The sequence below is a fragment of the Myxacorys sp. genome (assembly GCF_059501405.1).
The window spans coordinates 44,376-71,204 of the sequence record NZ_JCACCM010000121.1; the positions used below are offsets into that span (position 1 = coordinate 44,376).

Genomic DNA, 26,829 nt, shown 5'->3' on the forward strand with positions numbered 1-26,829 from the left:
TTAGAGAAGCTTCAGAATAAGAAATCACGGGGCAATCCTACGGAGCTCAGCAAAGCTATTCGCGAGAGTTTATCAATGCATCAATACGCCCCAAATCCTGAAATCACTTTAGGGATCGTCATCAGCAAAAATTTGAAATCTTGCACCAGCGACCAATGGCTCAGATAGTTTAAATCGTTGCGATTGACGATATTGATATCCAACTGTGTCGATCGCGCCTCCACCTGCCATGCACCCGTAATGCCCGGCAACGCATTCAAGCGATGCTGCAACTCTGGCGCAATTCGCACTGCATCATACAGCGCCCAAGGACGCGGACCCACCAAACTCATCTCTCCCCGCAACACATTTAGCAGTTGCGGTAGCTCATCCAAGCTATAGCGTCGCAACAGCCGCCCGATCGGCGTAATGCGAGGATCATCCTTGAGTTTGTGCAACCCCGCCTGATTGCCCATCACCTGATGATGTTGACGTTCTGCATCTACCACCATCGTGCGAAATTTGAGGATCTGAAACAGCTTACCGCGCTCTCCCACTCGCCATTGCCTAAAAAGGATTGGTCCTGGAGACGAGACTGATAACAGCAGCGCGATCGCCATCATTATCGGACTGCTCAACAGCAAAATCAAGGCAGCAGCAAGCCAGTCAAACGAGCGCTTAATCTTCCATTGCAGGGGGTTCGTCACACTCGGCAGATTGCGGGTTGGCAGCACTCGCACATAAGCAGGCTTCTTTGCTCCATGACAAGCATTTGCCCACGATCGCAGCTGGGATTCACCCAAGGGTAAATCTAACCGAACTAAGCGAACCGGCGATCGTTGCAAACAATCCACCAACCCTTCTGGGGTTTCAAGCGGCGGCAACGAAATTTGCTTCTCCAACGGAACCGAGCGAACAGCTAACTTACGCTGCCGCCAAACCAAGGAACATCCGGTCGGGTTTGCCAACCGGGACGGGCGAGCAGGTAAAGAACCTAACACTGAAACACGATTACTCATAAAACATCCGACTGAGAAAGGGCAATCAAAACTGTCTAGGTCAACAGCATCAGTCAGATACACCACCAACAAATACACAGGAAACAGCGCAAAGTCAGAATTCGTTTGAAAATGAAAAATGTTTAATTCGACTAAGCCGCTACATTGCTAGTCGCAACATGATGAGCACCATTTGCAACTACGCCAATTACATTCAGACGACTCAACGCATTCGTCGCTTGAGTTAACTCTGTGCGGGTCACTTGACCTATCCGTCCTACCATCACCACACCATCACAACAGCCCGCCGCCAATACTGCATCTACCATCCCAATCACAGGTGGCGCATCGATCAAAATTAAGTCATAGGTCTGCTTAAAGGTTGCCATAATTTCTTTCATCCGAGGAGAACTGAGAAGCTTTGCTGGATCGGGCGGAGTGGCTCCAGCCGTCAATACAGCAATGTTGTTGCGCAGACTAGAAGAGCGAGCATCGACTTGCTGAGGAAGCGGAGCATTGCTGGTGAGCAAACTAGACAGCCCCCGACTGTTGGGCAGATTTAGAAGCTTGTGTAAACTGGGGCGACGCAGATCCGCGTCAATGAGCAACACTCGTTGATGCAACCGAGCCGCACTCATCGCCAGTCCTAATGCCAACATGGATTTGCCCTCACCTGCCAATGCTGACGTGATCACTAATGACTCCAGCGGATTTTCAGCACTGAGTAGCTGAATGTTTTGATACAGCAAATCTAACGATTCGCGCATCGGTTGCCAGTGCAACACGTGATTGATTGACGCTGTTGTTGCCACTTCAGGCGATCGCGGAAACGGTAAGCTCAATGGCTCTCCCTTCTCGCTAGCGAGCGCTTCTGGAATGACGCCCAATAGAGGTAGAGAGGATTGTCGCTTCAGATCATCAGAGTTATGAACGGCATCATCCATCGTTTCGCGAGCAAAGGCGGCCGCCCCTCCTAAAAGCAGTCCTACTACACCCGCCAACATCAGATTTTTAGGCAGATTAGGACCTGTTCTGACCCCAAGCTGAGGCTCTTCTACAACTTGCCAAGCAAATCCGCCCCGGGCAATCTCTAGCCCCAGATCTTGTTTTGCTTTTAGCAGTTGCTTTAGCGTGTCTCGATTTAATTCGACTTCTGGCTGTAGGCGTCCATACTGCGCCAATAGTTTCGGGAATTGTTTGAGTTGCGATCGCAGTTGTTCTTGGGTGTTTGCCAAGCTAAAATAGCGCGTTTGTGCCGCTTGCAAATTAATTTGAGCATCCACCAACTGCCCAATCAGCGTTAAATCTAGGTCTCCCAACTGTCCAGCCTGCATTAAGGCATCTTGATTTGCCGAAGCCGCCGAACTACCAATCACTCGACTAACTTCTTCGCGCAGCAAATCAACTTGCTTCTGTCGCTGCTCCAGTGCCTGCTGCACAAACGGCGTCTTATCGGTGAAGCGCAGCCGTTGCTGCGCGATCGCGAGTTCAGATCTCTGAATCTCGTTCAATAGCGCCTGATACCGGGTTGATTGGCTCAACCGTGCTGCAATGACTGCCTGCTGAGGAGAAAGCGCAACCTGTTGTTGAACACTGTTATAGCGGGTTTGCAGTTCTCGAATTTGAGCCGCATTGACCTCCTGCTGCTGTTGCAATTGAGCAAAAGCGTCTGCACGGGCTTTAGCCTCGCTCTCTGGATCAATTAATTCTTGGCTCCTGCGAAACTCCTCTAGCGCGGCCTCAGACTGCTTCACCTTGCCATCAATCTTAGGCAGCTGATCGTTAATAAACGACAATCCACGATCGAGTCGCTGTTTTTGCTGAGCGAGGTTGTACTGCAAATAAACTTGCTTTAACGCCCCTAGAACGGCTTGTGTCTTCGCGGGATCATCACTGGTGTAGGCCACCTCATAAATTTTCGTTTCACCCGAATTGCTCTTTTTATCACCAGCTTCGGATGAGACCGGAGCAATCGAAATCGATCCCTTAAACGCTTGAACGCTGCCCGGATCTTTAGGATCTAGATCCTCATAATCAGCTTGCAGCAGCTTCATCGCTTTTTGTAGCAGGCTTGAACTCTGCATCAAGCTGAGCTGCGTGGCGGTATCAACCTCCACATTCGAGTCTGCAAACTGATCTTCCTTCTGCTGCGTTTCTTTGCCTCTATAGTTTGGCTCGACTAAAAGCTGCATCGAGCTAACGTAAGTTGGCGTCTCTTGGGAGGTCCGAAATGCGCCTACTCCCAGCGCGGCGACCAGAATTCCTACGATCCAAAACTTTCGTCTCCACGCGATCGCAAAGATCTGACCGTAGCCAGAATCGTTGTCTATCGAAGAACTAGGCAGCACTGGGGATGTAATGGTCATAATACCCTTGATGATTTTAGAGTGATTTTTGAATTCTCACAGCGTTACAAGATTTGATTCAAGCTGTTGATACACTTGCTGCATTACCTGATTGACTTTTACAAAAAATGTTTCTTCTGAAAACTGAGTGATGGCATGTTCGCGAATTTTTGAGTAATTCCATTGGATATTCTGTGATCGCAGTAATGCCATTTGCAATGATTCGGGTGTTTGTCGGTTAAAAAATACACCCGTTTCTTCTGGAATCTGGGTATCGAGAACCCCACCTGCTCCGTACGCGATCACTGGTGTTCCGCTTGCGTTGGCTTCAACAGGAACTAAACCATAGTCTTCCAGAGCAGCAACCACGACTGCTTTCGCCTTAGACATCAACTGTTTGCGTTCGTCGTCGCTCACGTATCCCAAAAACTGAACGTTCTTTGAGGCTTGCGCTTTAAGTCGTCCGCTTTCAGGACCATCTCCTGTAACCAATAAGGGCAAACCGAGCCAGTTAAAGGCTTCCACAATCACATCTAAACGTTTGTAGCTAATCATTCGGGTTGACGCAAGATAGTAATCTTCTTTGCGATCCGAAAAAAGAAATTTGCTCGTATCGATTGGATAATTGATCACGATTGCGCGTTTGCGATAAATATTCTCAATCCGACGCGCTACTATACTCGAATTTGCGATGTATAGATCTGGCTCTTGCGCATACTTTAAGTCATACGATCGCATCACCCGAAAAATCCTTTCTAAAACTGGGTAAATCGTATGGAAATCCCGATACTCTCGTAAATAGGTTTGGGTATCCCACAAAAACCGAGTGACATTGTGGCAAAAGCAAACGTGATAGCCACCCGGACGCTTTCGCACCGCTTTCGCAAAGCTGGTACTACTGCTGATAATCAAATCATAATCACGCAAGTCTAACGCGCGAAAGGCTGGATAGTAAAAAGGCGCTAATAGCCTAAAATGCTTTGCCGCTCCAGGCACTTGTTGTAGCAAGGTCGTCTGAACCGCGCGATCGCCTAAGTTAATAGTGTGTTCTGGGTCAAATAGCGACGTAAAAATGTCTGCTTGAGGAAAGTGCTTGCACAGCAACTCAAACACGCGCTCTGCACCACCTCGCTGAGTTAGATAATCATGAACTAGGGCAATTTTCATTACAGTGAATAGCGCAATTTTCAGTAAAGCCTGGTTGTTTCGCAGCGTAAAAAATGAAATCTTCCTAAAACCGCACCCGTACTAAGAAATAAAACGAAAAAAACACCAAAATTAGATTAATTAGCTAAACGAACTAGGAAACATGAGATAACTATACTAAAGGCTTTGGATAATGATTTTAAGGTTTAGTTAAATGCTAGTAGACATGTATATAGAAACAAGAAAGTAACATCAAAACAATCTTTTCAGACATTGATTAGGATTCGCATTGTTCTATGACAAGTAAAAATTTTTGCCATGCTATGGGAAGCGAAAATTACCTATCTCACTGTTAGTTGGCTCAACAGTATTCAGATTTCATTTGAATGAGCCGTCTTAAGATAAAATCCCTGTTTTCTAGTGATGATACAACATCTATTTCGTGCGATAGAGTTTTCAGCATGAAATAGCATGTAAGTTGCTGTCATCAGCTGAAGCATAGCGACATCAATGTAAGACATGAATCAACCTGGCAAACGGTTTCAGTAAATAGAGATGAAAGCTTGATCATGATTTTTACTACTTACACTACTGCTTACTAAAGAAAAGACCACTCACTTAAAGAGGTCTAGAGGCGTTGTCCCTACAAGCATCGTCCTCACCAACACAGCTAGGAAGATATTACTGCTCCTGCTTAATGCAATACGGAGACACCAGTTAATATCCGGACATTTTCGATACTTCTACTGAAAGAAGCTCGGCTAAGTTATGAGTTGTTGACAAATACACTCAGTAGAAATAATAGGCTAGTTATTTTATGAGTCGGTATAAATTCTAGTGCTTACTGAATATCTTACTGAAGCTAACCCGCAAAAGATTGGCTTCGAAAACCTGGATTATCTGCTAAATGCAACAGAACTACTCATCTAGTTTTAACTAGCTTTAATTGAGCGCGATGGCATAGCTCTACTTAAGTAGAATTGCGGATTTAACTGGCAAAATTGCAAAATGCTGTATAGACTCATAGTGGAGTTGGATAAACTCGCTGTGGAGTTAAATGAGTGAGCCTAAATTGCCTAGCTGCCTATCCGGGTAATCCTGTTTTACAGTGTCTTTTAAATTAGTGTCTTTATAAACTCAAGAGGAAGCATCTCCGTTTCGGTCGCGCTAAATCGTGTCATATTCAGCCAGTAGGAACTGCATCAATGACTAAATCAGTTGAACAGACGGAACAATTTATTTCCATCGTGGAAGATCTCTTGCCTACAGATGTCTCTTCTCACAATTTATCAACCGATGAGATGATGCTTGATCCAGTTTCAGATGAAAATGCTGATTTTTATGAGATTCACAGCGCAGGACCATTAACCTACTTCAACTATTACTTTGAGACCGCTGGAGCTTCTGCTCGCTCTCCAGAGGCAATACCGCGATCGCACTTTAGCGCTCCTCTCAAAACAGGTTTAGTCGGTGTAGGACTTCTGGGTGCAAGTGCGGCAGTTGGTTTTCTCTCGGTGAAGGCAATCCAAGGTCAGCCGATTTCTCTTCCAGAAAAAACAGGAAAGATATCGGAGTCACTCCGTCGCCAGAATACAGCCAAACCTGCATCGACTAACCCGAATCCGCCAGAGCAGATTAACCCGATCCAATCAAAATCGACTTCATCGTCTAGCTCTCCTCAAAAAGCAAAGCGTACCCTACAACAGTCACCCGTCCCGGTTTCTCAAACAACAGCCCGGCAGAAACTACAGCAGATCCTTCCCATTCGTTCTGCTAATGAGAGCTTATCTGTCGAACTGAGTCCATCGCTCGCTCAGCCTTTACGCAAAACCACTGCCTCTAGCCGCACTCGGCAAACGCAAGCCTCTCTAAGCCCTGCTAAAGCCGCGACCAGCGTCAAGCAGAATATTGCTCCTCCGGAGGCTTTAATCGTTGAGAAACCTCAGACGCCGAGCTTCACTCAGTCCACAGGCACTAAACAGGTTCAACCGCAGGTTGCTCCCTCTGCTCTCCTTCCTGCACTCCAGCCCATTGCACCCAGTGCCAGTCTTCAAGGGGAGGTGGTGAGAGAGGCGCCGAAAGATTTGGCAGATCCACGGAAGGATAATCCTGCTACCTCTGAAAGCTCGTCCTCGCTGGAGCAAGGCGCGACCCTTCAGAGGTTGGCGAAGCCAATTGGCACTGTAGGAGAAGCTAGTCCAAAGAATCGTTTGATTGATATTGATCAGATTCTCAGGTCTGCTCAGAGTTTGCAAGAGCTGATGGCGTTACCTCAAGCTCTTCCTGAGAGCATTAGTGCGATCGTGATGCCCTTAACAAAGCAAGCCGCTACAGAGGTTGAACACAACAACACCCCTAACTCGTTCGCGCTTCGCAAATTAGATTCAGCAGAGTACCGCAGCGAGTGGTTACAGACAGCTAAAGCGTTTGGTGCTGAAGCCTCTGATCCCTCGTTGCCTAGCTATGGATTCATTAACTATCAGCGTCGGGTCATTATTATTCCGCAAAGTCCTGATCTAGCAACCATTGTCAGTTCAAAAACTAAGGTTGTGGAGCAAAAATCGAGCAAGAACAAACAGTGATGTTCTAGACGTGATGTTCTAAACATACGAATGAAGTAATCTAGACAGCCCGACTAAATTTAGATCGGTTGATTCAAAGAATTGGTTGATAAACAGCCCAGTGATACCATCGTGCAACCCAATAGACGTGAAAACGCAAATTGTCCGACGAGCCAATCGCTGATTCGGGTTTGCAAGATTTGGATGTTTGCACTCAGATGACCTTAATAAGTTCTAGATAATTGCAGCGCGATGCACCAGAGTTATAGAAGCATTAAGTAACGAGAACTCATAGCTCAATACCAAAAACAAGTAGCGTCGAAAGCGAATTTTCTCGAAAGGCTCAGATGGAAAGCCAAGGAGTACTAATTGCTTTCGCGCTTGCCATGCGATCGCTACTAATACCAGATCTGACCCCAAGAGGACAACAACTTGTAGCCATCTAATAGATGAGCCTTTTTGAAAAAATAAAAGTCTGGGGAGCGAACATTACATCTTGCTTCCCAGACTTTATGCAAAAGTTTCAGTTCTACCAAACAGGATCCAGAGAACGCACTGATTTTTAATACGCGTAGCGATCGCTCACACTCTAGCTCAATGAGCTGACCAGTTCACCCAATCTTGAGGCTTGAGAAAAATATCATAGAGGCGGGCTTCTGGGCTTTCAGGTTGTGGCTCAAAGCCATACTCCCATCGCACTAAAGGCGGTAAGGACATCAGAATCGATTCAGTCCGTCCGTTGGTTTGCAACCCGAAGATTGTGCCGCGATCGTAAACCAAGTTGAACTCGACGTAGCGTCCGCGTCGATAAAGTTGGAAATTGCGCTCGCGATCGCTGTATTCACTATTTCGACGGCGTTCTGCGATCGGCACATAAGCGGGCAAAAAGGCATTGCCGCACGATTGCACAAACTCAAACAAATCTTCCCATGTCCGATCTTTCACCGCACCGGCTGCCTGACTTCGATTAGCAGCAGGGCTGTCTAACTGAGAACCTGGATAGGAGACTGGATAGAGAATTCCTTGAGTGTCCTGGTAGTCAAAGAAAATTCCACCGACGCCACGGGTCTCATTGCGGTGCTTCAAGTAAAAATACTCATCACACCATAGCTTAAAGGTCGGATAGTACTCCGGATGGTGAGCATCACACGCCGACTTCAAGGTTTGGTGAAAGTGGATGACATCTTCTTCAAACGGATAGTAAGGCGTCAGGTCAATGCCGCCACCAAACCACCATACGGGGCCTGCTTCAAAATAACGATAGTTGAGGTGAACCGTTGGAATATAGGGGTTACGTGGATGCAACACCATCGACGTTCCGGTGGCATAGAAGCTGTGACCTTTTGCTTCTGGACGCTGCACTAAAATCGAGGGCGGTAAATCCTTTCCCCAAACCTCCGAAAAGTTAACGCCGCCTTGTTCAAACACATTTCCCTCGCGCATGACTCGCGATCGCCCACCGCCACCTTCCGGACGCTCCCAGCTATCTTCTTGAAACTTGCCTGCGCCATCAACGGCTTCTAACCCCTGGCAAATTTTGTCTTGAAAAGATTTAAGCCAATGACTAACACGATCGCGAGAATCCGACGGAGGTAGTGCTTGGGACGTGGTTTTTTCTGAGGTGGAAAAAGCAGTCATATATCGCGGTTCCTGAACAGAAAATAGCGTTTTATGAAGTGGCAAAGAGCGCAACAAAGGCTCTGGGTCGGCGGCAACATAACCTTACTCAACCTATTGCAACCATTTAGCAATCCAGTTGAGAGTCAGCACTCCGCAAATGCAGATTTATCCAGACTATCGTGAATTGGCGATCAAAATCACCTCTATCGGGTATCCGGAAAACAGGATGAGCCTCTAGAAAGCAGAATGATTGAGTGTAGAACTATTTGAGCATCGTTAAGTTCTATGAACGCGCCATTTTCGCTATAACAGATGAACGTCATTTTTAAAGGCTTGATGAGGTGCGCCTGCGAATCTTGCGAAGTTATCGCTCTCACGTAAGCTTTTAGAAGATATCCAGCCTCGGATCGCTGAGCTTAGTATCGCTTCTTGTCCGGTTGATCGTCACCTGTTATCCCATTTTAAGGAGGATAGCCATGTTTTATAGTCCGTGGAAATTCTTCCGGCGCAGGCAGCGTCGCGTGCAGCGATCGCTCGCCAAAACCTATCAAGCGGTTAGTACTGCCTCGGTGGATGTTCTGTGGAAGAAGATTATTGATCTCGATGACGTATCCTGGCATCCCTTACTGTCCAGCACCAATGTGCCCCGTGGACTCGTTGCTAAGCCTGGATTAATCTATGAAGCTGTGACTCGACTCTCCCCCTTTCCGATTCGGATTTTTGTTGAACGGGTTGATCCAGGCGAACTTTTGAAAGTCCGAATTCTCGCCATTCCCGGCCTTGAAGAACGCGTGACTTACGAAATTAAGTCAACCCTTTGCGGAACTCGTGTGACCTACTCAATGACGCTACATGGATGGTTGTCCCCCTTGATTTGGTCAATTATTAAGCCCTATGCCGCTAGAGTTGCCTCTGATCTCGCTGAAGCGGCAGAGCATCCAGAGCGAGAAATTCCTCACAAGCCGTCGCAACAAGGCTGTTTTGACTTCTAATCCGTTTTTTATTCCTGGAGGAGACCTCCCCATAGCGGTAAGATCGAAAAGACGCTTTTTACGTCACATTTCCTTGCTGAGCAATTCACCTAAACCGCCCAGCGATCGCATTCTGCTTAAAACATGCCGACAACCCTCAGTTCTGAATCTGTTTTAGAAGTCCTTAAACCCGTTCAAGACCCCGAACTGCGAAAGAGTTTGGTGGAACTGAATATGATTCGCAATGTCAAAGTTGAGGATGGAACCGTAAGCTTTACCCTGGTTCTGACAACGCCTGCTTGTCCATTGCGGCAGTTTATTGTAGAAGACTGTGAGCGGGCCGTGAAAACGCTACCCAATGTGAAGCACGTTGAAGTAGACGTGACGGCTGAAACGCCCCAGCAAAAAGGATTGCCCGATCGCGTTGGCATCGAAGGTGTGAAGAACATCATTGCCGTTTCTAGCGGCAAGGGCGGCGTTGGCAAAAGCTCTGTCGCGGTAAACGTTGCCGTTGCATTGGCTCAAAGCGGGGCAAAAGTCGGACTGATTGACGCAGATATTTACGGACCCAACGCGCCGACCATGCTGGGGTTGGAAGGCTCTAGCATCACGGTGCGGCAGTCCCCTCAAGGCGAAATTCTTGAACCTGCGTTTAATCACGGCGTGAAGCTGGTGTCGATGGGCTTTTTGATTGACAAAGATCAGCCTGTAATCTGGCGCGGTCCCATGTTGAATGGAGTGATTCGCCAATTCTTATACCAAGTGCAGTGGGGCGATTTGGACTATTTGATCGTCGATATGCCCCCTGGAACCGGAGATGCGCAACTGACGATGGCGCAAGCCGTGCCCATGGCAGGAGCGGTGATTGTGACCACCCCTCAAACCGTTGCTCTGCTCGATTCTCGGCGCGGCTTAAAAATGTTCCAGCAACTCAACGTTCCCGTACTGGGAATCGTTGAGAACATGAGCTACTTTATCCCACCGGATCTGCCCGATAAACAGTACGACATTTTTGGCTCTCAGGGTGGCGAAAAGACGGCTCAAGAACTGGATATTCCATTACTTGGCTGTGTTCCGCTAGAAATTTCCTTGCGGGAAGGCGGAGATCGCGGCATTCCGATTGTCGTTGCCGCTCCAGATTCTGCTTCTGCCAAAGCGTTAATTGCGATCGCTGGGCAAATCGCTGCTAGAGTATCGGTTGCCGCACTGACTTGATTTTAGAAAGATCGGCATTTCAACATCGAGGACAACCACGAGGGTCCATCTCCACCCCTATCTCCCCCTATCTCAACCCGCTATGTTCCGCAAATCCAAATCGTTCTTACCGCCTTATCTAAGGGGGCTGTTGCAGCCGTGGCAAGAAATGGACTGGCTGCTGTTTGCAGTTCCAATTGGCTTGACCCTTTTAGGCGGACTCATGATCAGCAGTGTGGAGGCAAACGTTGGGTTGACCGATTGGTGGCGGCATTGGATCACAGGCGGCATTGGCATTATTTTGGCGTTGCTGATCGCGCGGTGGCGCTACGATCAGTTATTGCAATGGAAATGGTGGGTCTACGGCTTGACCAACGGCATGTTGCTGCTGGTGATGTTCTTTGGAACCGAAGGACTGGGGGCGCAGCGCTGGATCAATATCTTCGGGTTCTACCTCCAACCCTCTGAGTTTGCCAAGCTGGGCATTATTATTACGATCGCAGCCATGCTGCATCAGCGATCGGCGTCCACCATTCCGATGGTGCTCAAGGTTCTAGCCGTTGCTGGTGTACCATGGATACTCATCTTTTTAGAACCTAATTTAGGCACATCCCTGGTGTTTGGAGCTATCGCAATCGGGATGCTCTACTGGGGGAATGCTAACCCAGGATGGCTACTCCTGCTCATCTCTCCCATCGTTTCAGCGATTCTGTTTAATGTGCTGCTGCCCGTTTGGGGAGTAGGAATTGCCGCGATCGCAGTTTGGATTCTGTTAATTGGATTTGTGGCTTGGAGAACGTTGCCTTGGAAACCCTACGGTACGCTAGCTCCTGTCATACTGAATCTTCTAGCAGGAGGATTGGGGCGCGTCCTCTGGCAGTTTGTTCTCAAGGATTATCAGAAAGCTCGCATCGTCATGTTTAGAAACCCAGAGCAAGACCCGCTTGGGGGCGGATATCACTTAATTCAGTCCAGAATTGCGATCGGGGCTGGAGAACTTTGGGGACGAGGACTCTACAAAGGCACACAAACCCAGCTAAACTTCATTCCCGAGCAGCACACTGACTTTATTTTCACGGCGATCGGCGAAGAACTCGGTTTTATTGGAGCCGCTGCCGTCCTTCTATCATTTCTGCTGATTTGCTACCGATTGCTAGTCATCGCTCAAAATGCCAAAGACGACTTTGGTTCTCTGATCGCAGTCGGAGTTTTTTCGATGATCGTCTTTCAGGTCACCATCAACATCGGCATGACAATCAATCTTTCTCCGGTTACTGGAATTCCCCTGCCGTGGCTGAGTTACGGAAATGCCGCGCTGTTAATGAATTTCCTCGCCCTCGGACTGGTTGAATCGGTTGCCAATTTTAGGCAACGGTTGAAGTTTTAAGGGCGCTAGAGACACCGAAAAATCGAGATTCATGCCCATAAGGGAGCCTCGGCTTGTAGACTTGAGAGTAAATCCTTACTTTTTCCGATTCATTATGCTTTTACCTGGTGCTGCCGTTCGGGTCACAAACAGTGATGATACTTATTACGGCTTTCAAGGACTGGTTCAACGAGTCAGCGACGGCAAGGTTGCCGTTCTTTTTGAGGGCGGCAATTGGGACAAACTGGTGACCTTCCGCATGACTGAGGTAGAGCTTGTTGAAAGCGGAAGCAAAAAGAAAAAATAACGAACGATGCGTCTTCCTCTCCCTCAATTTGCGGCTCAACAGCGATCGCCCGATCACATTGCCGAGGTGATTGAAACCGCGACGACTGAGTTCTTGTGTCAGTGCCTAGAGCCTGACGACCTCAGCTTTCCGGTGATGCCACCGTTTGGCAGTTGGGTCAAATCGGTGGATGAGGAATCGGGAAACATGATTTACGCCGTGGTTTACCACGCTACGACTAGCCCGATCGATACCGTCCATCGCGCTAGAGCATTAGGCATGTCGCTTCAGGAATTGCGAGAACAACAGCCGCAAATCTTCGCCATGCTCAAGACTGAATTTCGCGCCGCGATCATCGGCTACCGGGCGAACACCCATAAAAAGAACGGAGCCTCATTAGGGGGCGTTTTTCAACACCTACCGCCGCGTCCACCGCAAATTCATCAAGCCGTCCATCAGTGCGCTGCCCAAGAAGTCGTTGAGTTTAGCGAACAACTCGATTTTCTCAGAACCCTGCTTCAAGTTGGGGGCGCTCCAGTAGATGCCTTAACAGCCGCCACTATTCGAGAAATTTATCAACTTAGAAAAGCAGATCGGGCTTGGCTCGTGCAAGCAGGACGAATGCTGAGTTTGTTGCTCAAAGACGACTACGATCGCTTGCGGGTGATCCTTAGCCAAATTCATCTCTAGGTAGATTGTAGAAAGAAAAGTCACCTGATATCTGTAAGATTGCGACAGAACGCTTTCACTTCCCTAACCCAAAATCTTGCATGCTACTAGTTGCTGGTCCGACTCAACAGGAACCTATTGTTCCTTTCCTCATCCTGCTTGCCGTGATTTTGGTCATTCCCCTCCTGTTTGAGCGGATGCGTTTACCAGGATTAGTTGGACTGTTGGCAGCAGGGGTTGTGCTAGGTGCCGACGGGCTACAGGTTCTCAAGCAAGACTCAGAATCAATGCGGCTATTATCAGATATCGGGTTGGTCTACTTGATGTTTGTGGCGGGGCTAGAAGTTGATATTGAACAATTTAATCGCACCCGTAATCGATCGATCGGCTTTGGCATATTCACATTTCTCGTGCCTTTGCTCACGGGAACCTTTGTGGGGCGGCTATTTGGCTTTGATTGGAACGCTTCGGTTCTGATTGGCTCTTTGTTTGCGTCCCACACCCTGCTGGCCTATCCCATCGTGAGCCGGTTAGGCGTCGTCGGCAACGAAGCGGTGACAATAACGATTGGGGCAACCATTTTTACAGACATTGGTTCGCTGTTGGTTTTGGCGGTTTGCGTTGGCATTCATGCAGGGGACTTCTCCCCGCTTAAGCTAGGTGTCCTACTTGGGTCGCTGGCGATCTACACGGTTGTGATTTTGGTCGGGTTTAATCGCGCTGGGCGAGAATTCTTTAAGCGCTCTGGCGACAATGAAGGCAACCAGTTTCTATTTGTTCTGCTGGCCCTATTTCTAGCCTCGGTTGGGGCACAACTCATCGGCGTTGAGAAGATTGTCGGTGCGTTTTTGTGTGGGCTTGCCGTAAATGGAGCCGTCGGCAACGGTGCGGTCAAGGAAAAAATTGTCTTTGTGGGCAGCGTTTTATTTATTCCGATCTTCTTTGTGAACATGGGGCTGCTAATTCGGGTTCCAGCCTTCATCAAAAACTTGACCAGTCCGCAGCTTCTAGCGCTGACAGGAGCGATCGTACTGGGTTTAATTGCGAGTAAATTCGCAGCAGCCTTATTTGCAAAGCTACTTTACCGCTATAACTGGCAAGAAATGATGACAATGGGGTCGTTGTCGTTACCCCAAGTTGCCGCCACGTTAGCTGCTACTCTGGTCGGCTACCGCGTCGGACTGCTGACAGAAGGGGTTTTGAATGCCGTCATCATTCTGATGCTGGTGACTTCCACATTAGGACCTGTTCTCACAACCCGCTTTGCCAGTGGTTTGAGGGTAGAAGGCAGCGATCTCCAGGCAGCAGGAGTTGCTTCAGGCTCTGCTTCAGCGACGCTCGATTCGTCCAGAATCGTCGTTCCAATTTCCAACCCCAATACGGAGCGGTATCTGCTTGAAATGGCGGCAGTGATTGCGCATCATCAGCCTGGGCAAATCGTGCCCCTAGCGATCGCGCTTCAACAGGGTCAGTTAGATACCCCTTCTGTCCAAGCGGCGATTAAGCGCAGTGAGATGCTTCTAGACAATGCAACCGCTATCTGCAATGAGTTGAATGCCGAGAAGAATTTGAATGCAGAGGTTGAACCTGTACTAAGAATTGATGACAAGGTTGCTCAAGGCATTGTCCGTTCTAGTCGAGAACACCATGCCAGTCTGATCGTGATGGGCTGGCAAAAGCGCACTCGCTTTCAAGAACGCTTGTTTGGCAGCGTAATTGATACTGTACTGTGGTCGTCTCATTGTCCGGTCGCGGTGAGCCGATTGTTGAAGTCCCCTTCCGACATGCAGCAAATCCTGGTTCCGATTGAGAACTTGACTCAGCGATCGATCGCTGCGCTGCAACTCGCCGAAATTATTGCGACTGAAAATCAGGGACGGCTCACTATTCTGCATGTCTGCGATCGCAGAACGCCTCCTAACAAACAAGCCTGGATTCGTTCTCAACTAGCACTCCTAATTAAGAAAGACAATCCAACGTTTGAGTATGAGGTGCAACTTGCCCCTGGCGAGGACGTTGCCAGAGCTATTTTAAGTGCCTCTCAATCTAGTGATTTGCTGGTGCTTCGCTCGTCACGTCGCCCGACTAGCGCTGGAGGGTTGCTAGTCGGTGACATTACTTTTAAGGTTGCGCAGCAAGCGGCATGTTCGGTTGTCATGCTAGGTGAACCAGAACGAATGGCGAGAGCAGTTTTATCTACTCCACAACCTGTTCAACGCCCTTCTCTAACCTGATTTATTTATACCCATCCCTTAAGAGTCAAACAGCCTCGTTCCCAGTTCAACCCTCACTCTTAACACATCACCCTCGATACAAACATATCTGTACCTCTTTTCAAGCATAGGTTTGGAGGCGCGGATTTGAATTGCTACTTCACCTTGGTCAACGAAGTTGAAATTTTGTGTAAATTTTCTCGGATTGACTTGGGTTTGTTTGAATAAGAATGTGAAATTCTATACAAGTCAGTCTATGGCTAGCGACGAATTTACATGGGTAGCAACCTTCCAATAAAATCGCTCCCCTAATCTCTATCGTTGACCGACAATGATAGTCAACACGGGTGCATACGCGATGACAACTCAAGAACTAGGTTCCGATTCTCCAGTCCGCGTTTTACTAATTGAGGACAATGAAGCGAACCGACGATTGATGAATGACTACCTCAGTTATTGCGGGTACAGCGTGCTGGCTTTAGCAGAAGGGTGCTTATTCGAGTCGGCGATCGCGGAATTTAACCCCCACGTGATTGTGCTGGACTTGAAACTGCCAGATATCGACGGTTATTACCTACTAGAGAGGCTCCAGCAACATCGAGAGTGGCAACAGATCCCAGTCATTATTGTGTCTGCCTATGCATTTCAAAAAGATCAGCAACGCGCTTTAGATCTAGGCGCAAGGCAGTATCTCGTTAAACCGATTCGGCTCACAGATTTGATTGCGGTTATTCGCGAAGAATTAGCAGAACCAGAATTAGGCAACCCTGACGAGTAGCTGATTACAAAGACTTCCGAAACGAGGAAGATCAGCAACTTTTGAAACAGCCTTTCTCATCCCTTGCCTCACGAATTATTTAGGGCTTGCCCCAGCCTAATTTTGCTACAGCTGAGAGCGTGCGGAAACTTCTACACCATTTTGCTGACTTGTGATGTAAGTTTCGATTGTTCTACCAAGCTCTTTAATCGTATTTCCTGACTCCAAGATTTGTGATTCCAAGGATGAGAGCAATAGCATTGCAGCTTGTAGCTGATTAAGAGCGGTTTCCAGGCTCTCGCGAGTCTGGCTCTCAAATTCGTCTGAATTCATGTTTCCGTACTGTCAAGTCTAGATTGATACCTATGACTATAATGACTACGGTTCGGTGATCGGCAGTGTGAAGTGAGCAGATTGATTTAAAATTTAAACACGGCTTCCTCTATATAAAGCTTTGAAGTTTACCTTACCTCTGTGACTTCATCCACGAAAACACTCGCTCTCATTCAAGATCCGGATCGTTTAGAAGCACGCCTTAAGGAAATTCCACAAGAACCTGGCGTCTACTACATGCGGGATAGCAGCGATCAGATTCTGTATATTGGCAAATCGAAACGGTTGCGATCGCGCCTCCGCTCCTATTTCAATGGTCACGATACTCGACCTCGGATCGCGTTGATGATGCGGCAGGTGATGGAGATTGAGGTCATTGTCACTGACACTGAAGCAGAAGCTCTTGCCCTGGAAGCGAACTTGATCCGGCAGCATCAGCCTCACTTTAATGTGCTGCTCAAGGATGACAAAAAGTATCCCTACCTCTGCATCACCTGGTCTGAAGCGTATCCTCGAATTTTCATTACCCGAAAGCGCCGCATGGCAAAGGAGCGCGATCGCTATTACGGTCCTTACACCGATAGCCGCACTCTGCGGACGACGCTTCACCTAGTCAAGCGAATTTTTCCACTGCGGCAACGTCCGCAACCGTTGTTTAAAGATCGCCCTTGTCTGAATTACGACATTGGCAGATGTCCTGGTGTCTGTCAGTCGATGATCTCTTCAGAGGATTATCGCAAGACGGTTCAGAAAGTAGCCATGATCTTTCAGGGACGAACAAGCGAGTTGGAGGAGACTCTCACCGCTCAAATGGAGAAAGCCGCAGAAGATCTTAATTTTGAACACGCGGCGCGATTGCGCGATCAGATTGTGGGACTGAAGAGCTTGGGAGCAGAGCAGAAAGTCTCGTTGCCGGATGATACGGTGTCGCAAGATGCGATCGCGCTGGCCGCAGATGAACATCATGCCTGCGTTCAACTCTTTCAAATTCGCGCCGGTCGTCTCGTCGGACGGTTGGGATTTGTAGCCGATGCTCAATCGGGAGAACCCGGAGCCATTCTGCAACGGGTATTAGAAGAACATTATCAAAGCGTCGATCCGGTGGAGATCCCGGCGGAAATTCTGGTGCAGCATGAATTGCCAGAAGGGGAGATGCTGGCAGAATTTCTCAGTCAGGCCAAAGGGCGAAAGATTACGATCGTGCATCCTCAACGCCAGAAGAAGGCAGAACTGCTCGAAATGGTGGAGCGCAACGCTGAATTTGAATTGGCTCGGACTCAGCGATTTGCCGATCGCAATGCTCAAGCCATGCTTGATTTAGCAGAAATTCTAGATCTGCCCGAACTGCCCCGTCGGATTGAAGGCTACGACATCTCTCACATTCAAGGCTCAGATGCCGTGGCATCTCAAGTTGTTTTTGTCGATGGAATTGCGGCAAAGCAACATTACCGACACTACAAAATTAAGAATCCGAAAATCACGTCTGGGCATTCAGATGATTTTGCAAGTATGGCAGAAGTGATTTCGCGTCGGTTTAAGAAGTATGCAACAGCAAAGGCACGAGGCGAGACTATCATTCCTGCCTCTCAACCTTCAACGCTGAAGGCGCAGTCATCCTTAGCCGACTTCCCAGATGTGGTCATGATTGATGGCGGAAAAGGTCAGCTTTCTGCGGTGGTTGCTGTTTTGCGGGAGATGAATTTGCTCGATGATGTCAAAGTCGTGAGTTTGGCAAAGCAGCGCGAAGAGATCTTCCTGCCAGGTGAATCGCTGCCGTTGCCAACCGAGGCGGAACAGCCCGGAGTTCAACTACTCCGGCGGCTGCGAGACGAGGCACACCGATTTGCTGTGAGCTTTCACCGTCAGCAGCGCACGACCCGAATGCGGCGATCGAGCCTGGATGAGATTCCGGGGTTGGGGCATTATCGCCAGAAGCAACTTCTCGCCGAGTTTCGCTCGGTTGATTACATTCGAGAAGCTACCCCTGCTCGACTGGCAACAGTTCCAGGAATTGGTCCGCAAGTGGCTCAACAGATTTATGACTACTTTCATCCGAGCCAAGCCTTTGCATCGGATGAAGGAGCAGATGAATGATTGTAAAACCGGAACCTATTTCTTGAGGAGTAGATGATAACTTTGTAAAGTTAAATGTCGCAACTTTAAGTTAAATTGCGTTTCTCACAAAACCTTGGCGAGATTGATATTGTTGAATAACTCGCTAAATGTTAGGAAAAGTTAACGTTATGCAACCTACTCAAAAGCACCTTGGTCAATCATTCGGAATGGTCTTACTGTTTGCTGTGACTTGTGTTGGACTCATTGCCATGATGTCTCGTTTTGCTTAATTTATTTCTTAAGCTCGCATCACCATCACGTTTTCATATTGCCTAAGCAGCAGATTCTCATTCAGATTCTTCATTTTGCTTAACATTTTTTCTGGTGTGATCGCCAATCCTTCTCATAATACAAACTATAAAAACGGGCAGAAGCATCTTCAAGATGCTTCTGCCCTTCCTTTTTGAGCAGAAATCATTAAAGCCGTTGCACCAAACTTAGACCGTGGGTATCTGTGCCGCAGGTGTTGAATAAGTTGTACTTCGCGCCTAGTTGCTGGACATGCTGTGTCTCTCTAGGGCTGGGTCGCCAGGGTTTAGGATTGTTATACGAATAGAAGGCTTCTACTCCGTCGATACCAGAGTTAGTGGCGGCAGGAATCAGATCATCTGGTGTCCGGCGGTACCGAGCCGGGTGCGCGAGGACGGCAAGCCCTCCCGCTTGATGAATTGCAGCAATGACATTGGATGCGATCGCGGCCTCTGCCAACGGAGCCTTTCCCTGCAAATAGGGCGCGATCGCCTCGTGCTCAGGATTAAAGGCAAACCCTAAAATGTGAACCTCAGTATCGAGCAATCTGGACGTAATTTCAGTTCCTGTCCATAGATGCGGCACAGCCTTCTGAGTTGACTGTTGCCACGCTTCGAGCCAACGTTGCGCTGCATAAAATCCAGCAATTTGGTGATGATCGGTAATGGCAAACCCTTTCAAGGAAAGGTCGATCGTTTGTTGTGCTAACAACTCAGGCTGTAATTGACCATCCGAACAGTGAGTATGCATGTGAAAGTTGTAGGAGCGCGGGCAACTTTCGGCAGTCAACGATGCGAACACCTGCCGAAGAGATGCCGCATCCTGCGCTGCTGGCTTCTCAAACGTTGAAACTGGAGCAAGATTAGCAGCCATAAGTGCCTCAACCATGAACTGGCTTAGTCGTTTACTATTCTTAATTTAGTCTATTTATTAAGACATCATCTTAACAGCGATCTCCGTTTCAACTTTCTTCATCAACCGCTTCGAATAGCGCTTCAATAGAGCCAACTTAATGAAAGTGGCACATCAATAACGTTTCTACCTATAAATTAGTGATACTTTGTATAGCTAATTCTTCTGTATTCCGTGTTTTCTCTGTAGATCTAGGCGTGCATCCTTGAAAATGTGATGACAAGTTCAGTAATATCCGCGATGACGAGACATTTTAGCCCTAAATCATCGGCGGCATTGTGAAGTACTGATTTCGGTTGAGTTCCTGAGAACATTGAATGAGTTCGGATGTTAATGATGATGGGATTTCCCAACAGCTAGAAGCAATCTGCCAACGGCTAATTTTGTTTCGCACTTCGCTCCGTGAAGCTTTAGAGGATCGTACAGAGGCGCAATCTATTTTGGGTGCGGAATTACAGCGAATTCTTGAAGAACTGCAAGCTGTACAAATGACAATTCAGCAACGCTCTTCTTTGACTGAACTGTTTGAGGTAGAACGGTTACAGACCTCGCTGCAACAAAAAGAAGTCTTGCTGCGAGAAATTCATCATCGCGTGAAGAACAATTTGCAAATTTTTTCGAGTCTATTGGATTTGCAAGTGATGCGGACAGACGATCCGAGTGTTCAGGAGTTGTTACGGAGCAATCAGAGCCGGGTTAATTCGATCGGGCTTGTGCATGAGCGCTTATCCCAAGCGAGTGATTTAACTGAGATTAGCCTAGGCGACTATGTACAGGGCTTAGTTGTTACGCTAGTCCGCGTCAATGCGATCGATCCAAATCAAATTGCGTTACGTATCCAAGCTGACCCTAACATTCAGGTGCTAGCCGATCGGGCAATTCCAATTGGGTTAATTCTTCACGAACTGATCTCAAATGCTCTCAAGCACGGCTTGCAAGGCAGGGGGGGCGAGATTTTCGTTGAGCTAAACCAAAATTTCGCAGGGCAAGCGACGCTGGGAGTGAGTGACAGTGCCAATCGGTTGTCCGCAGACTTTGACCCCAACGCTACGGATTCATTAGGATTTCAGCTAATTAATTCGTTAGTGCAGCAACTTAGCGGCACACTACAGATTGAGCGAGGAACTCAAACGACGGTTCGAGTCAGGTTTAACATATTCAGCGATCGCTAACGATAGAACTCGCTATCTCAAAGAACTGACTATTTCGTGAGACCATGCTCTAGCGCAAAGCGAACTAGCTCTGTTCGGCTATTCGTGCCAGTTTTACTAAACAAACGACTGACATATTTTTCTACATTTCGGACGCTAGTCTCGAGGCGACGGGCAATTTCTTTGTTCATTAATCCGTCCACCACGAGTTCTAAAACGCTTTGCTCTCTGGGCGTAAAGTCCAACTTCATCGGTGGGGGAGTCGTTGCGATCGCGCCTCTTTGAGTCAAGATCGCCCGAATCTCAGCAATTTGACGCGACAAATCGGCTACGTCTGGATTCTCACCGTCACTACTTGCCGCTTTAATGGCTGCCCGTTGCTGAAGTAGACGAGTGACGATCGCGACCAATTCATCTGGGTCAAATGGTTTTGGCAAGTAGGCATCACAGCCTGCACCATAGCCCTGAATGCGATCGTTGGTCATGCCGCGTGCCGTCAGAAACACAACCGGCAAGGTTTGAAATCTGGGATCTTCCCGCAACTGCTTTAGAAACTCGTAACCATTGACCTGGGGCATCATCACATCTGTGATCACAAGATCAGGCAAGACTTGCTGCACCAGTTCCCAACCATCGCGGGCGTTGCTGGCAGTCTGCACTTCAAAGCCACTGTCTTCTAAGTAGGCTTGCACTGCCTCGCGAAGTCCTGGTTCATCATCTACCAATACGAGTTGCCCCAGCATTGCTGATCCTCTGTTTTGTTTCTCTTAATTTAGCGAACTTTGGGCGCGAGGATGCATTTAGGCAGCTTTACAGCCATTCAATCTCTCGGGCTTGTTCGGGTAAAGTGGCTTGGCGTTGCCCGATCGCGCGGGCGTGAGCGCAAATCAAGCCGAGTGGAGTTCCCACTAAATCTACTGTTGCTGCTGTACCCAAGATTCGCTTACTGGCTGAGAGCGGTAGTTCCTTCACGATCCAACGGGCAAGGCGGTAAGTGTACTCCTGTAGATTCGGTTCACGCATCAGATCGACGCCGTGCAACTCGTGGAGATATCGATTAGAACGACCGTAGCGCCGCCATTGGCTCCTGAGTTCCGCTAGAGTAGCACGGTGGCGATGACGGACAATCGCTGATTCTGCAAATCGAAACTGCCAAGACGTTTGTTTCAGAATTCGCCAACACAAATCGGCGTCGCCGCCTGTGGTTAAGTAGGGACGAAACAACCCGACTTGTTTGAAAGCATCTAACCGGACGGCAAGATTTGCGGTTTGGCCGTAGGCGCAAAAGGGATGCGCGATCGTATGCTTTTGGGACAGCGTTTCCTGACGCTCGGCATGTTGCTCCAACAAGGTCTGCCCTAGCAGTGCTTGAATTTCTCCTGCGACTAACCCCACCGCCGGATCAATAAACGGCTGAACTAAATGGGTGAGCCAGTTTGATTCTGGGCGACAATCGGCGTCTGTGAAGGCAAGAATTCTACTCGTTGCCGTTCGGATACCCTGATTTCTAGCCGCGTAAGAGCTTTGAATATGAGGTTCGCTGAGTAGACGAATTGTGATGGCTTCAGCTTGCGCAGCGGATCGGAGCAGATCAGAGGTGCGATCGCGGCTGCCGTTATCGACCAGCAGGTATTCCACACGATCGCGCGGATAAGCTTGCGATCGGAGACAGGCGAGTAGATCAGGCAAATCTGCTTCACCGTTATAAATTGGCACAATCACAGAGACATTTGGCAGAAACAGAGAATCCATCGGTTCGTATTAGTAGGGCTTGATTACAAAAACGATCCAGAATATCGTTCTTCTGTAAAGTACCCCCATCTAAATTTAGAATCGATGCCCAACATTATCATTGGCGTTATGGGAGCCGGCGAACAAGCAACGCCAACCGATGTTCAGAATGCTTATGCTCTGGGTCAAGAACTCGCTAAAGCCGGATGGGTTGTGCTAAGCGGAGGACGAGATGTAGGGGTCATGGATGCGGTGAGCCGAGGGGCAAAGCAAGGTGGAGGACTGACGATCGGAATTCTTCCAAATCAAACGACTGCCATGTCGGAAGCGATTGATATTCCGATCATCACTGACATGGGCAACGCTCGAAATAATATCAATGTTCTCTCAAGTCGCGTTGCGATCGCCTGTGGTATGGGAGCCGGAACCGCATCAGAAATTGCCTTGGCGCTCAAGGCAGATAAGCCCGTCGTTTTGCTTACAGACGATCCGGTAAGCCAAGCTTTTTTTCAGCAATTGGGAGGAGAAAAGGTGTTTGTTGTGCCGACGGTCAAGGAGGCCATCAGCACTGTCACGCATCTCCTGAAAAACGATTGAGATGTTGATTGGACTGCTAATTTTTCTCGCTTTTTAGCACAATGCTTTAAAACTAAGAAGTAGCTTGACGCATTTTGAGGTGCAAAGAACTGTGGTAGAGAATCGCGATCCGTCAGAGATGGGCAAAGCCGATCGCAGCAAAGAAGAATTTCTATATCCGACTGCGCGCTATCGAGGAGAGTTCACCCCAGAGCATCTTGCCTTTAATGCCAACCTGCAAGAATTTGCTCAGAGGGTCTCGTTGCTGTGCGGGCTAGAAACATCTGGGAAAATTCCACCAGAGCAGGCTTACGATGATATTAAACGCCTTTGGAAGCAACTCAAGGAATCAAAGGAAAACCTGCTCCGACAAACAGACGGCGCAGAATAGTAGGCGATCACCCTTGGGCGCTGTTCACGCGATAAAAGCTTTGATTTGCCCCAGATTCATCGCGTGACGGACATCCTTAGTTCTCCTTTTGATTACCGTACCAGGGATTAATTTGCAAGACACCGCTTGGCTTAAAAACCACCTTAAATGAGGCAACTGGCTCTTGCAACTGAGCATTTGGCTCAGATGGTTTGCCAAGCTGGACTAGCGGTGTGTCTTTGATGTACTCACTGGCAATTTGACCATCCGGCTCATAATCAACAATAGAACCATCTGCTTTCACACGCACTCGATACACCAAATCTTGGTCGAAGGGGGGCGTCCCTTTCCAGTTTTGGTCGATCGTGTCGTACAGCTTCGGTTGCAAATTCTCTAGCTGTGTCTTATCTGTAATTTCTCCGGGCGTGGTTGAAACAGTGGGATTTAGGAGGTTGGGAGAAGGGCTAGATGACGCAGGACTTGACGCGGCGGCTGAACTACCCGTAGGCGTAATTTCTAATTTGCCTTGGGGCGTGAAAACAACCTTGTACTGCGCGATCGCTTCTTGCACCGGAGCATTACCATTTGCTGGAATATAAAGCAAATTCAGCAAGGGCGTTTGCCCAACATTGTTTAGCGCGGCCTGATTTTCAGCTTTGTAACCTACAATATCGCCATTCCTTGCTACACCAAGGCGATATTCTAAGTTTTCGGTGAATTTAGGCGTTGTCTTCCACTGACCGTTGATTTGGTCATAGAGCCGTTTACCGAGAGCATCTAACTCTTGCGGAGCGGTAATAGCTGCCGAAGAATTCAACGTCTGCTCTAGCTGCGTCAAATCGGGAGATGGACTAGTGGATGCTAACGCCTCAGGAGAAGCACCGGCAGATTGGGAAGCAGCCGGACTGGCAGATGGACTGACTACAGGACTAATCGATGGGCTGGGCGTGTTTGAAACTGCGCCCGGACAGTCGGAGGCTCCAGGCGTTAGACATTCTGGAGTTTTTACCTTGAAGGTTGGCAAGCTCATGAGTGCTAACGCGGTTAGCGCCAATCCAGACAATCCCACCGTTGCCGGGACAACTTGCTTTGCGATCGGCTCTCTACTCTTCGCATAGCGCTTCGGTACGGGCGCTAAATTGAGTGACCAGAAGGGCAACGTTTGAGTATCTGCCACAAATTGATCGATCGCTTCAACCAAATCAAAAAGCTGTACCGTGGTTAGATCCACCACCTGATGAGCAGTTATTGCATTATTCTCATCTGGATCAACGCTAAGACGATGATGGTTGCGATCGAGCCGTTCTAGCTTGACGAAAGAGGGGCGATCGCTGTAGGTATGGCGCGGTAGATGAATGCCGCTCAAAAACTCTTGGGCATACAAGCTCACCGCCGTCACGAGGCTTTCAAAAAATTCTCGACCGCCTAAGAGCGGCTTTTCTTGTCCCAAGTGGCATTCTGCATTGATCAGCAGCGACATCACCGGCCGCATTTCAGCATCAGCCGCCCCGTTTTGATCAGACAATCCTTCTAAAACGAGCGTGCAATTTGGCAAACTGTACTGGCGTTGAATGGTCATGACACTTCCCCATCGAACAAGCTAATCCACAAGCGCTGCATTCCAGAAGTTCCGGTGCAGAAAAGCAACTGGCTCAGCAGGTCTAATGCCAACTCGTTTAGTTTCTCATCAGAACTGTAGGCCATCACTCCCGCACGGCGCGGATTCATGCGGCTGCGGAAATGGGCGCGGAATCGCTCTAAGTACTCGGACAACCGGAAGTGATGATCGGGCGATAAATTCTTTTCGCTCAGTTGCTGATATGCCAGCAATAGTTGACGAATCAACACCGTTAACCGCCGCGCCAGGTAACAGGTGACAACAACCAGGGCTTTGGCTTCAAGCAAGGTGAGAGGACGGCGTTGAGCATAGCGCCGGAAGGGATTTGTACTCCGCATTCGCCAGAGCGTGACGCGATTTTTGAGAATGCCGCGCAGATCTAAATCGTTGGCGATCGCTAAAACTGCTTCTGAACCGCCTAAGTCGAGGGCTTCAATCGCTAGCAACAATAGATCAATCTGCAACCGCGTTCGAGGAGGACATACACCCTCCGCGACGGGAGGATCAGGCAAATTATCCAGAATAATAGGCGTGGGAGGGGTTGACGGGGCAGATGGACTATTCAACTGCATTACGCTCACGGAGACACTCATTCCAATTGCGGCTTACTAATCAACGAGACAGGATACACCTGAATACAACAAGAACCTTAAAAGTTCCTGGTTCTAAGGCGGGCAACTTGATTCTAATGTTGAGCCGATTCACTCGACATCCACGAGAATTCTACCCAAATCGGGATCGCGATCGATAGATTCTCATCAAATGTCAAGCTAGATGTTTCGCAATCAATCAACTTTTTATTCTAATCGGCTAACTACTGCTTCTGTGATAAGTTTGCTCATTCATTCTGCCAAATCAGCCCAAGATCGGTGGATAAATTGAGCGCGCCTGACAAGAGAAATGGGAGAATGGGAAGAACTTACATCAATCTCTAAACCTCCTGATTTCAAGCTCGGGCTGCGAAATCATGGCTTCAGAAAATGGGCGTAAGGAATTCTTTTTCGCGTTGATCACATTGCTAGGAAACAGAGACATGCTCAAACGAATGGTTGCTATCCTGCTGGTTGTTGTTGCCTTGAGTTTGCAGGGTTGTGTTGCGGGGGGCGTGACCGGAATGAAAAGCTTTTCTGACAGCATTGATGGTTATCGGTTTTTGTATCCTAATGGTTGGCTGCCGATTAAAGTCAGTAACGGCCCAGATGTGGTGTTTCATGACATTATTGAGCAAACCGATAATGTCAGTGTGGTGATCAATCCGGTGCAGAGCAAGAAGACGCTGGCCGATTTGGGAACGCCGAGTGAAGTAGGCTATCAGTTGGGCAAGAGCGCGATCGCCCCTGAAAATTCTGGGCGAACCGCTGAATTGGTGTCGGCTGAGGCCCGGGACGTCGCGGATCGGCAGTACTATACGCTGGAATATTTGGTGACGTTGCCGGATCATAGTCAGCGGCACAATTTGGCCAGCGCGATTGTGTTTCGGAATAAGCTGTATACCTTTAATGCTTCGACACCCGAGGAGCGGTGGGGCAAGATGAAGGATGCGCTGGAATTGGCGGTGCGATCGTTCTCGGTTGATTCTTGATGGAATTGGGATGACTTTGGGTTAATCGGTTGGTTTGGGGGTTTTGGGTAGGGACGCGATACATCGCGTCCCTACGGGGCGGTGTAT

The 26,829-nt window shown here is 48.5% G+C and carries 23 protein-coding genes; 13 read left to right on the forward strand and 10 right to left on the reverse strand.

Features of this window, described 5'->3' with window-relative positions:
* Positions 1-80: 80 nt before the first annotated feature.
* The 3 genes from hepC to AC5I6P_RS16255 form a co-directional block, all read right to left on the reverse strand.
* A complete protein-coding gene (gene hepC / locus AC5I6P_RS16245) occupies positions 81-998 on the reverse strand; it encodes a heterocyst development glycosyltransferase HepC (protein WP_495694817.1) in 918 nt (305 codons plus the stop codon).
* 131 nt (positions 999-1,129) lie between these two features.
* Positions 1,130-3,343 (reverse strand): GumC family protein, encoded by a 2,214-nt coding sequence (locus AC5I6P_RS16250; protein ID WP_495694818.1) that lies wholly within the window; start codon positions 3,341-3,343, stop codon positions 1,130-1,132.
* Between the two features lie 36 nt (positions 3,344-3,379).
* On the reverse strand, positions 3,380-4,489 hold the full coding sequence (locus AC5I6P_RS16255) for a glycosyltransferase (RefSeq protein ID WP_495694819.1): 1,110 nt from the start codon (positions 4,487-4,489) through the stop codon (positions 3,380-3,382).
* 1,184 nt (positions 4,490-5,673) lie between these two features.
* On the opposite strand from AC5I6P_RS16255, the gene AC5I6P_RS16260 reads away from it, so the two are divergent.
* Entirely contained in the window at positions 5,674-7,050 is a 1,377-nt protein-coding gene (locus AC5I6P_RS16260; protein ID WP_495694820.1) for a superantigen-like protein SSL4, read from the forward strand.
* Between the two features lie 573 nt (positions 7,051-7,623).
* On the opposite strand, the gene hemF is transcribed toward AC5I6P_RS16260, so the two are convergent.
* The gene (gene hemF, locus AC5I6P_RS16265) at positions 7,624-8,667 is read right to left on the reverse strand and encodes an oxygen-dependent coproporphyrinogen oxidase (protein WP_495694821.1); all 1,044 of its coding nucleotides are present in this window, start codon (positions 8,665-8,667) and stop codon (positions 7,624-7,626) included.
* A gap of 458 nt (positions 8,668-9,125) precedes the next feature.
* Here hemF and AC5I6P_RS16270 point away from each other — a divergent pair, with 458 nt between their 5' ends.
* The 7 genes from AC5I6P_RS16270 (at position 9,126) to AC5I6P_RS16300 (ending at position 16,126) form a co-directional block, all read left to right on the forward strand.
* Positions 9,126-9,641 carry an SRPBCC family protein gene (locus AC5I6P_RS16270; RefSeq protein ID WP_495694822.1) on the forward strand — a complete coding sequence of 172 codons (516 nt, stop codon included), beginning with the start codon at positions 9,126-9,128 and terminating at the stop codon, positions 9,639-9,641.
* Positions 9,642-9,764: 123 nt separating this feature from the next.
* Positions 9,765-10,835, forward strand: coding sequence for an iron-sulfur cluster carrier protein ApbC (apbC, locus tag AC5I6P_RS16275; protein WP_495694823.1), 1,071 nt, complete (start codon positions 9,765-9,767; stop codon positions 10,833-10,835).
* An 82-nt stretch (positions 10,836-10,917) separates the two neighbouring features.
* Positions 10,918-12,201, forward strand: coding sequence for a rod shape-determining protein RodA (gene rodA, locus AC5I6P_RS16280; protein ID WP_495694824.1), 1,284 nt, complete (start codon positions 10,918-10,920; stop codon positions 12,199-12,201).
* Between the two features lie 94 nt (positions 12,202-12,295).
* Entirely contained in the window at positions 12,296-12,487 is a 192-nt protein-coding gene (locus AC5I6P_RS16285; protein ID WP_495694825.1) for an NAD(P)H dehydrogenase subunit NdhS, read from the forward strand.
* 6 nt (positions 12,488-12,493) lie between these two features.
* Entirely contained in the window at positions 12,494-13,156 is a 663-nt protein-coding gene (locus AC5I6P_RS16290) for an HAS-barrel domain-containing protein (RefSeq protein ID WP_495694826.1), read from the forward strand.
* A gap of 80 nt (positions 13,157-13,236) precedes the next feature.
* Positions 13,237-15,369, forward strand: a complete 2,133-nt coding sequence (locus AC5I6P_RS16295; protein WP_495694827.1) for a cation:proton antiporter domain-containing protein — start codon at positions 13,237-13,239, stop codon at positions 15,367-15,369.
* 337 nt (positions 15,370-15,706) lie between these two features.
* On the forward strand, positions 15,707-16,126 hold the full coding sequence (locus tag AC5I6P_RS16300; protein WP_495694828.1) for a response regulator: 420 nt from the start codon (positions 15,707-15,709) through the stop codon (positions 16,124-16,126).
* Positions 16,127-16,231: 105 nt separating this feature from the next.
* Here AC5I6P_RS16300 and AC5I6P_RS16305 read toward each other — a convergent pair whose 3' ends face one another.
* Positions 16,232-16,438, reverse strand: coding sequence for a hypothetical protein (locus tag AC5I6P_RS16305; protein ID WP_495694829.1), 207 nt, complete (start codon positions 16,436-16,438; stop codon positions 16,232-16,234).
* 141 nt (positions 16,439-16,579) lie between these two features.
* Here AC5I6P_RS16305 and uvrC point away from each other — a divergent pair, with 141 nt between their 5' ends.
* On the forward strand, positions 16,580-18,532 hold the full coding sequence (uvrC, locus tag AC5I6P_RS16310; protein ID WP_495694830.1) for an excinuclease ABC subunit UvrC: 1,953 nt from the start codon (positions 16,580-16,582) through the stop codon (positions 18,530-18,532).
* Positions 18,533-18,970: 438 nt separating this feature from the next.
* Here uvrC and AC5I6P_RS16315 read toward each other — a convergent pair whose 3' ends face one another.
* Positions 18,971-19,675 (reverse strand): PHP domain-containing protein, encoded by a 705-nt coding sequence (locus tag AC5I6P_RS16315; protein WP_495694831.1) that lies wholly within the window; start codon positions 19,673-19,675, stop codon positions 18,971-18,973.
* 356 nt (positions 19,676-20,031) lie between these two features.
* Between AC5I6P_RS16315 and AC5I6P_RS16320 the strand changes: the two genes are divergently transcribed.
* Complete coding sequence (locus tag AC5I6P_RS16320; RefSeq protein ID WP_495694832.1) at positions 20,032-20,886, forward strand: sensor histidine kinase; 855 nt, start codon at positions 20,032-20,034, stop codon at positions 20,884-20,886.
* Between the two features lie 29 nt (positions 20,887-20,915).
* Here the strand turns inward: AC5I6P_RS16320 and AC5I6P_RS16325 are convergent, their stop codons facing one another.
* Positions 20,916-21,608, reverse strand: a complete 693-nt coding sequence (locus tag AC5I6P_RS16325) for a response regulator transcription factor (protein WP_495694833.1) — start codon at positions 21,606-21,608, stop codon at positions 20,916-20,918.
* A 67-nt stretch (positions 21,609-21,675) separates the two neighbouring features.
* On the reverse strand, positions 21,676-22,617 hold the full coding sequence (locus tag AC5I6P_RS16330) for a glycosyltransferase family 2 protein (RefSeq protein WP_495694834.1): 942 nt from the start codon (positions 22,615-22,617) through the stop codon (positions 21,676-21,678).
* A gap of 84 nt (positions 22,618-22,701) precedes the next feature.
* On the opposite strand from AC5I6P_RS16330, the gene AC5I6P_RS16335 reads away from it, so the two are divergent.
* Positions 22,702-23,193, forward strand: a complete 492-nt coding sequence (locus tag AC5I6P_RS16335; RefSeq protein ID WP_495694835.1) for a TIGR00725 family protein — start codon at positions 22,702-22,704, stop codon at positions 23,191-23,193.
* Between the two features lie 91 nt (positions 23,194-23,284).
* Positions 23,285-23,563 carry a DUF7219 family protein gene (locus tag AC5I6P_RS16340; RefSeq protein ID WP_495694836.1) on the forward strand — a complete coding sequence of 93 codons (279 nt, stop codon included), beginning with the start codon at positions 23,285-23,287 and terminating at the stop codon, positions 23,561-23,563.
* Positions 23,564-23,639: 76 nt separating this feature from the next.
* On the opposite strand, the gene AC5I6P_RS16345 is transcribed toward AC5I6P_RS16340, so the two are convergent.
* Positions 23,640-25,121 carry a DUF4335 domain-containing protein gene (locus tag AC5I6P_RS16345; protein ID WP_495694837.1) on the reverse strand — a complete coding sequence of 494 codons (1,482 nt, stop codon included), beginning with the start codon at positions 25,119-25,121 and terminating at the stop codon, positions 23,640-23,642.
* A complete protein-coding gene (locus tag AC5I6P_RS16350) occupies positions 25,118-25,753 on the reverse strand; it encodes a DUF3038 domain-containing protein (protein ID WP_495694838.1) in 636 nt (211 codons plus the stop codon). The genes AC5I6P_RS16345 and AC5I6P_RS16350 overlap by 4 nt, the downstream gene beginning before the upstream one ends.
* Positions 25,754-26,193: 440 nt before the next feature.
* On the opposite strand from AC5I6P_RS16350, the gene psbP reads away from it, so the two are divergent.
* Positions 26,194-26,742 carry a photosystem II reaction center PsbP gene (gene psbP, locus AC5I6P_RS16355; protein WP_495694839.1) on the forward strand — a complete coding sequence of 183 codons (549 nt, stop codon included), beginning with the start codon at positions 26,194-26,196 and terminating at the stop codon, positions 26,740-26,742.
* The last annotated feature ends 87 nt before the right edge of the window (positions 26,743-26,829 follow it).

Bases quoted from the DNA above. Each gene is read 5' to 3' on its own strand.
- hepC (WP_495694817.1), bottom strand. From the start codon at position 998: ATGAGTAATCGTGTTTCAGTGTTAGGTTCTTTACCTGCTCGCCCGTCC.
- AC5I6P_RS16250 (WP_495694818.1), bottom strand. From the start codon at position 3,343: ATGACCATTACATCCCCAGTGCTGCCTAGTTCTTCGATAGACAACGAT.
- AC5I6P_RS16255 (WP_495694819.1), bottom strand. From the start codon at position 4,489: ATGAAAATTGCCCTAGTTCATGATTATCTAACTCAGCGAGGTGGTGCA.
- AC5I6P_RS16260 (WP_495694820.1), top strand. From the start codon at position 5,674: ATGACTAAATCAGTTGAACAGACGGAACAATTTATTTCCATCGTGGAA.
- hemF (WP_495694821.1), bottom strand. From the start codon at position 8,667: ATGACTGCTTTTTCCACCTCAGAAAAAACCACGTCCCAAGCACTACCT.
- AC5I6P_RS16270 (WP_495694822.1), top strand. From the start codon at position 9,126: ATGTTTTATAGTCCGTGGAAATTCTTCCGGCGCAGGCAGCGTCGCGTG.
- apbC (WP_495694823.1), top strand. From the start codon at position 9,765: ATGCCGACAACCCTCAGTTCTGAATCTGTTTTAGAAGTCCTTAAACCC.
- rodA (WP_495694824.1), top strand. From the start codon at position 10,918: ATGTTCCGCAAATCCAAATCGTTCTTACCGCCTTATCTAAGGGGGCTG.
- AC5I6P_RS16285 (WP_495694825.1), top strand. From the start codon at position 12,296: ATGCTTTTACCTGGTGCTGCCGTTCGGGTCACAAACAGTGATGATACT.
- AC5I6P_RS16290 (WP_495694826.1), top strand. From the start codon at position 12,494: ATGCGTCTTCCTCTCCCTCAATTTGCGGCTCAACAGCGATCGCCCGAT.
- AC5I6P_RS16295 (WP_495694827.1), top strand. From the start codon at position 13,237: ATGCTACTAGTTGCTGGTCCGACTCAACAGGAACCTATTGTTCCTTTC.
- AC5I6P_RS16300 (WP_495694828.1), top strand. From the start codon at position 15,707: ATGACAACTCAAGAACTAGGTTCCGATTCTCCAGTCCGCGTTTTACTA.
- AC5I6P_RS16305 (WP_495694829.1), bottom strand. From the start codon at position 16,438: ATGAATTCAGACGAATTTGAGAGCCAGACTCGCGAGAGCCTGGAAACC.
- AC5I6P_RS16315 (WP_495694831.1), bottom strand. From the start codon at position 19,675: ATGGCTGCTAATCTTGCTCCAGTTTCAACGTTTGAGAAGCCAGCAGCG.
- AC5I6P_RS16320 (WP_495694832.1), top strand. From the start codon at position 20,032: ATGAGTTCGGATGTTAATGATGATGGGATTTCCCAACAGCTAGAAGCA.
- AC5I6P_RS16325 (WP_495694833.1), bottom strand. From the start codon at position 21,608: ATGCTGGGGCAACTCGTATTGGTAGATGATGAACCAGGACTTCGCGAG.
- AC5I6P_RS16330 (WP_495694834.1), bottom strand. From the start codon at position 22,617: ATGGATTCTCTGTTTCTGCCAAATGTCTCTGTGATTGTGCCAATTTAT.
- AC5I6P_RS16335 (WP_495694835.1), top strand. From the start codon at position 22,702: ATGCCCAACATTATCATTGGCGTTATGGGAGCCGGCGAACAAGCAACG.
- AC5I6P_RS16345 (WP_495694837.1), bottom strand. From the start codon at position 25,121: ATGACCATTCAACGCCAGTACAGTTTGCCAAATTGCACGCTCGTTTTA.
- AC5I6P_RS16350 (WP_495694838.1), bottom strand. From the start codon at position 25,753: ATGAGTGTCTCCGTGAGCGTAATGCAGTTGAATAGTCCATCTGCCCCG.
- psbP (WP_495694839.1), top strand. From the start codon at position 26,194: ATGCTCAAACGAATGGTTGCTATCCTGCTGGTTGTTGTTGCCTTGAGT.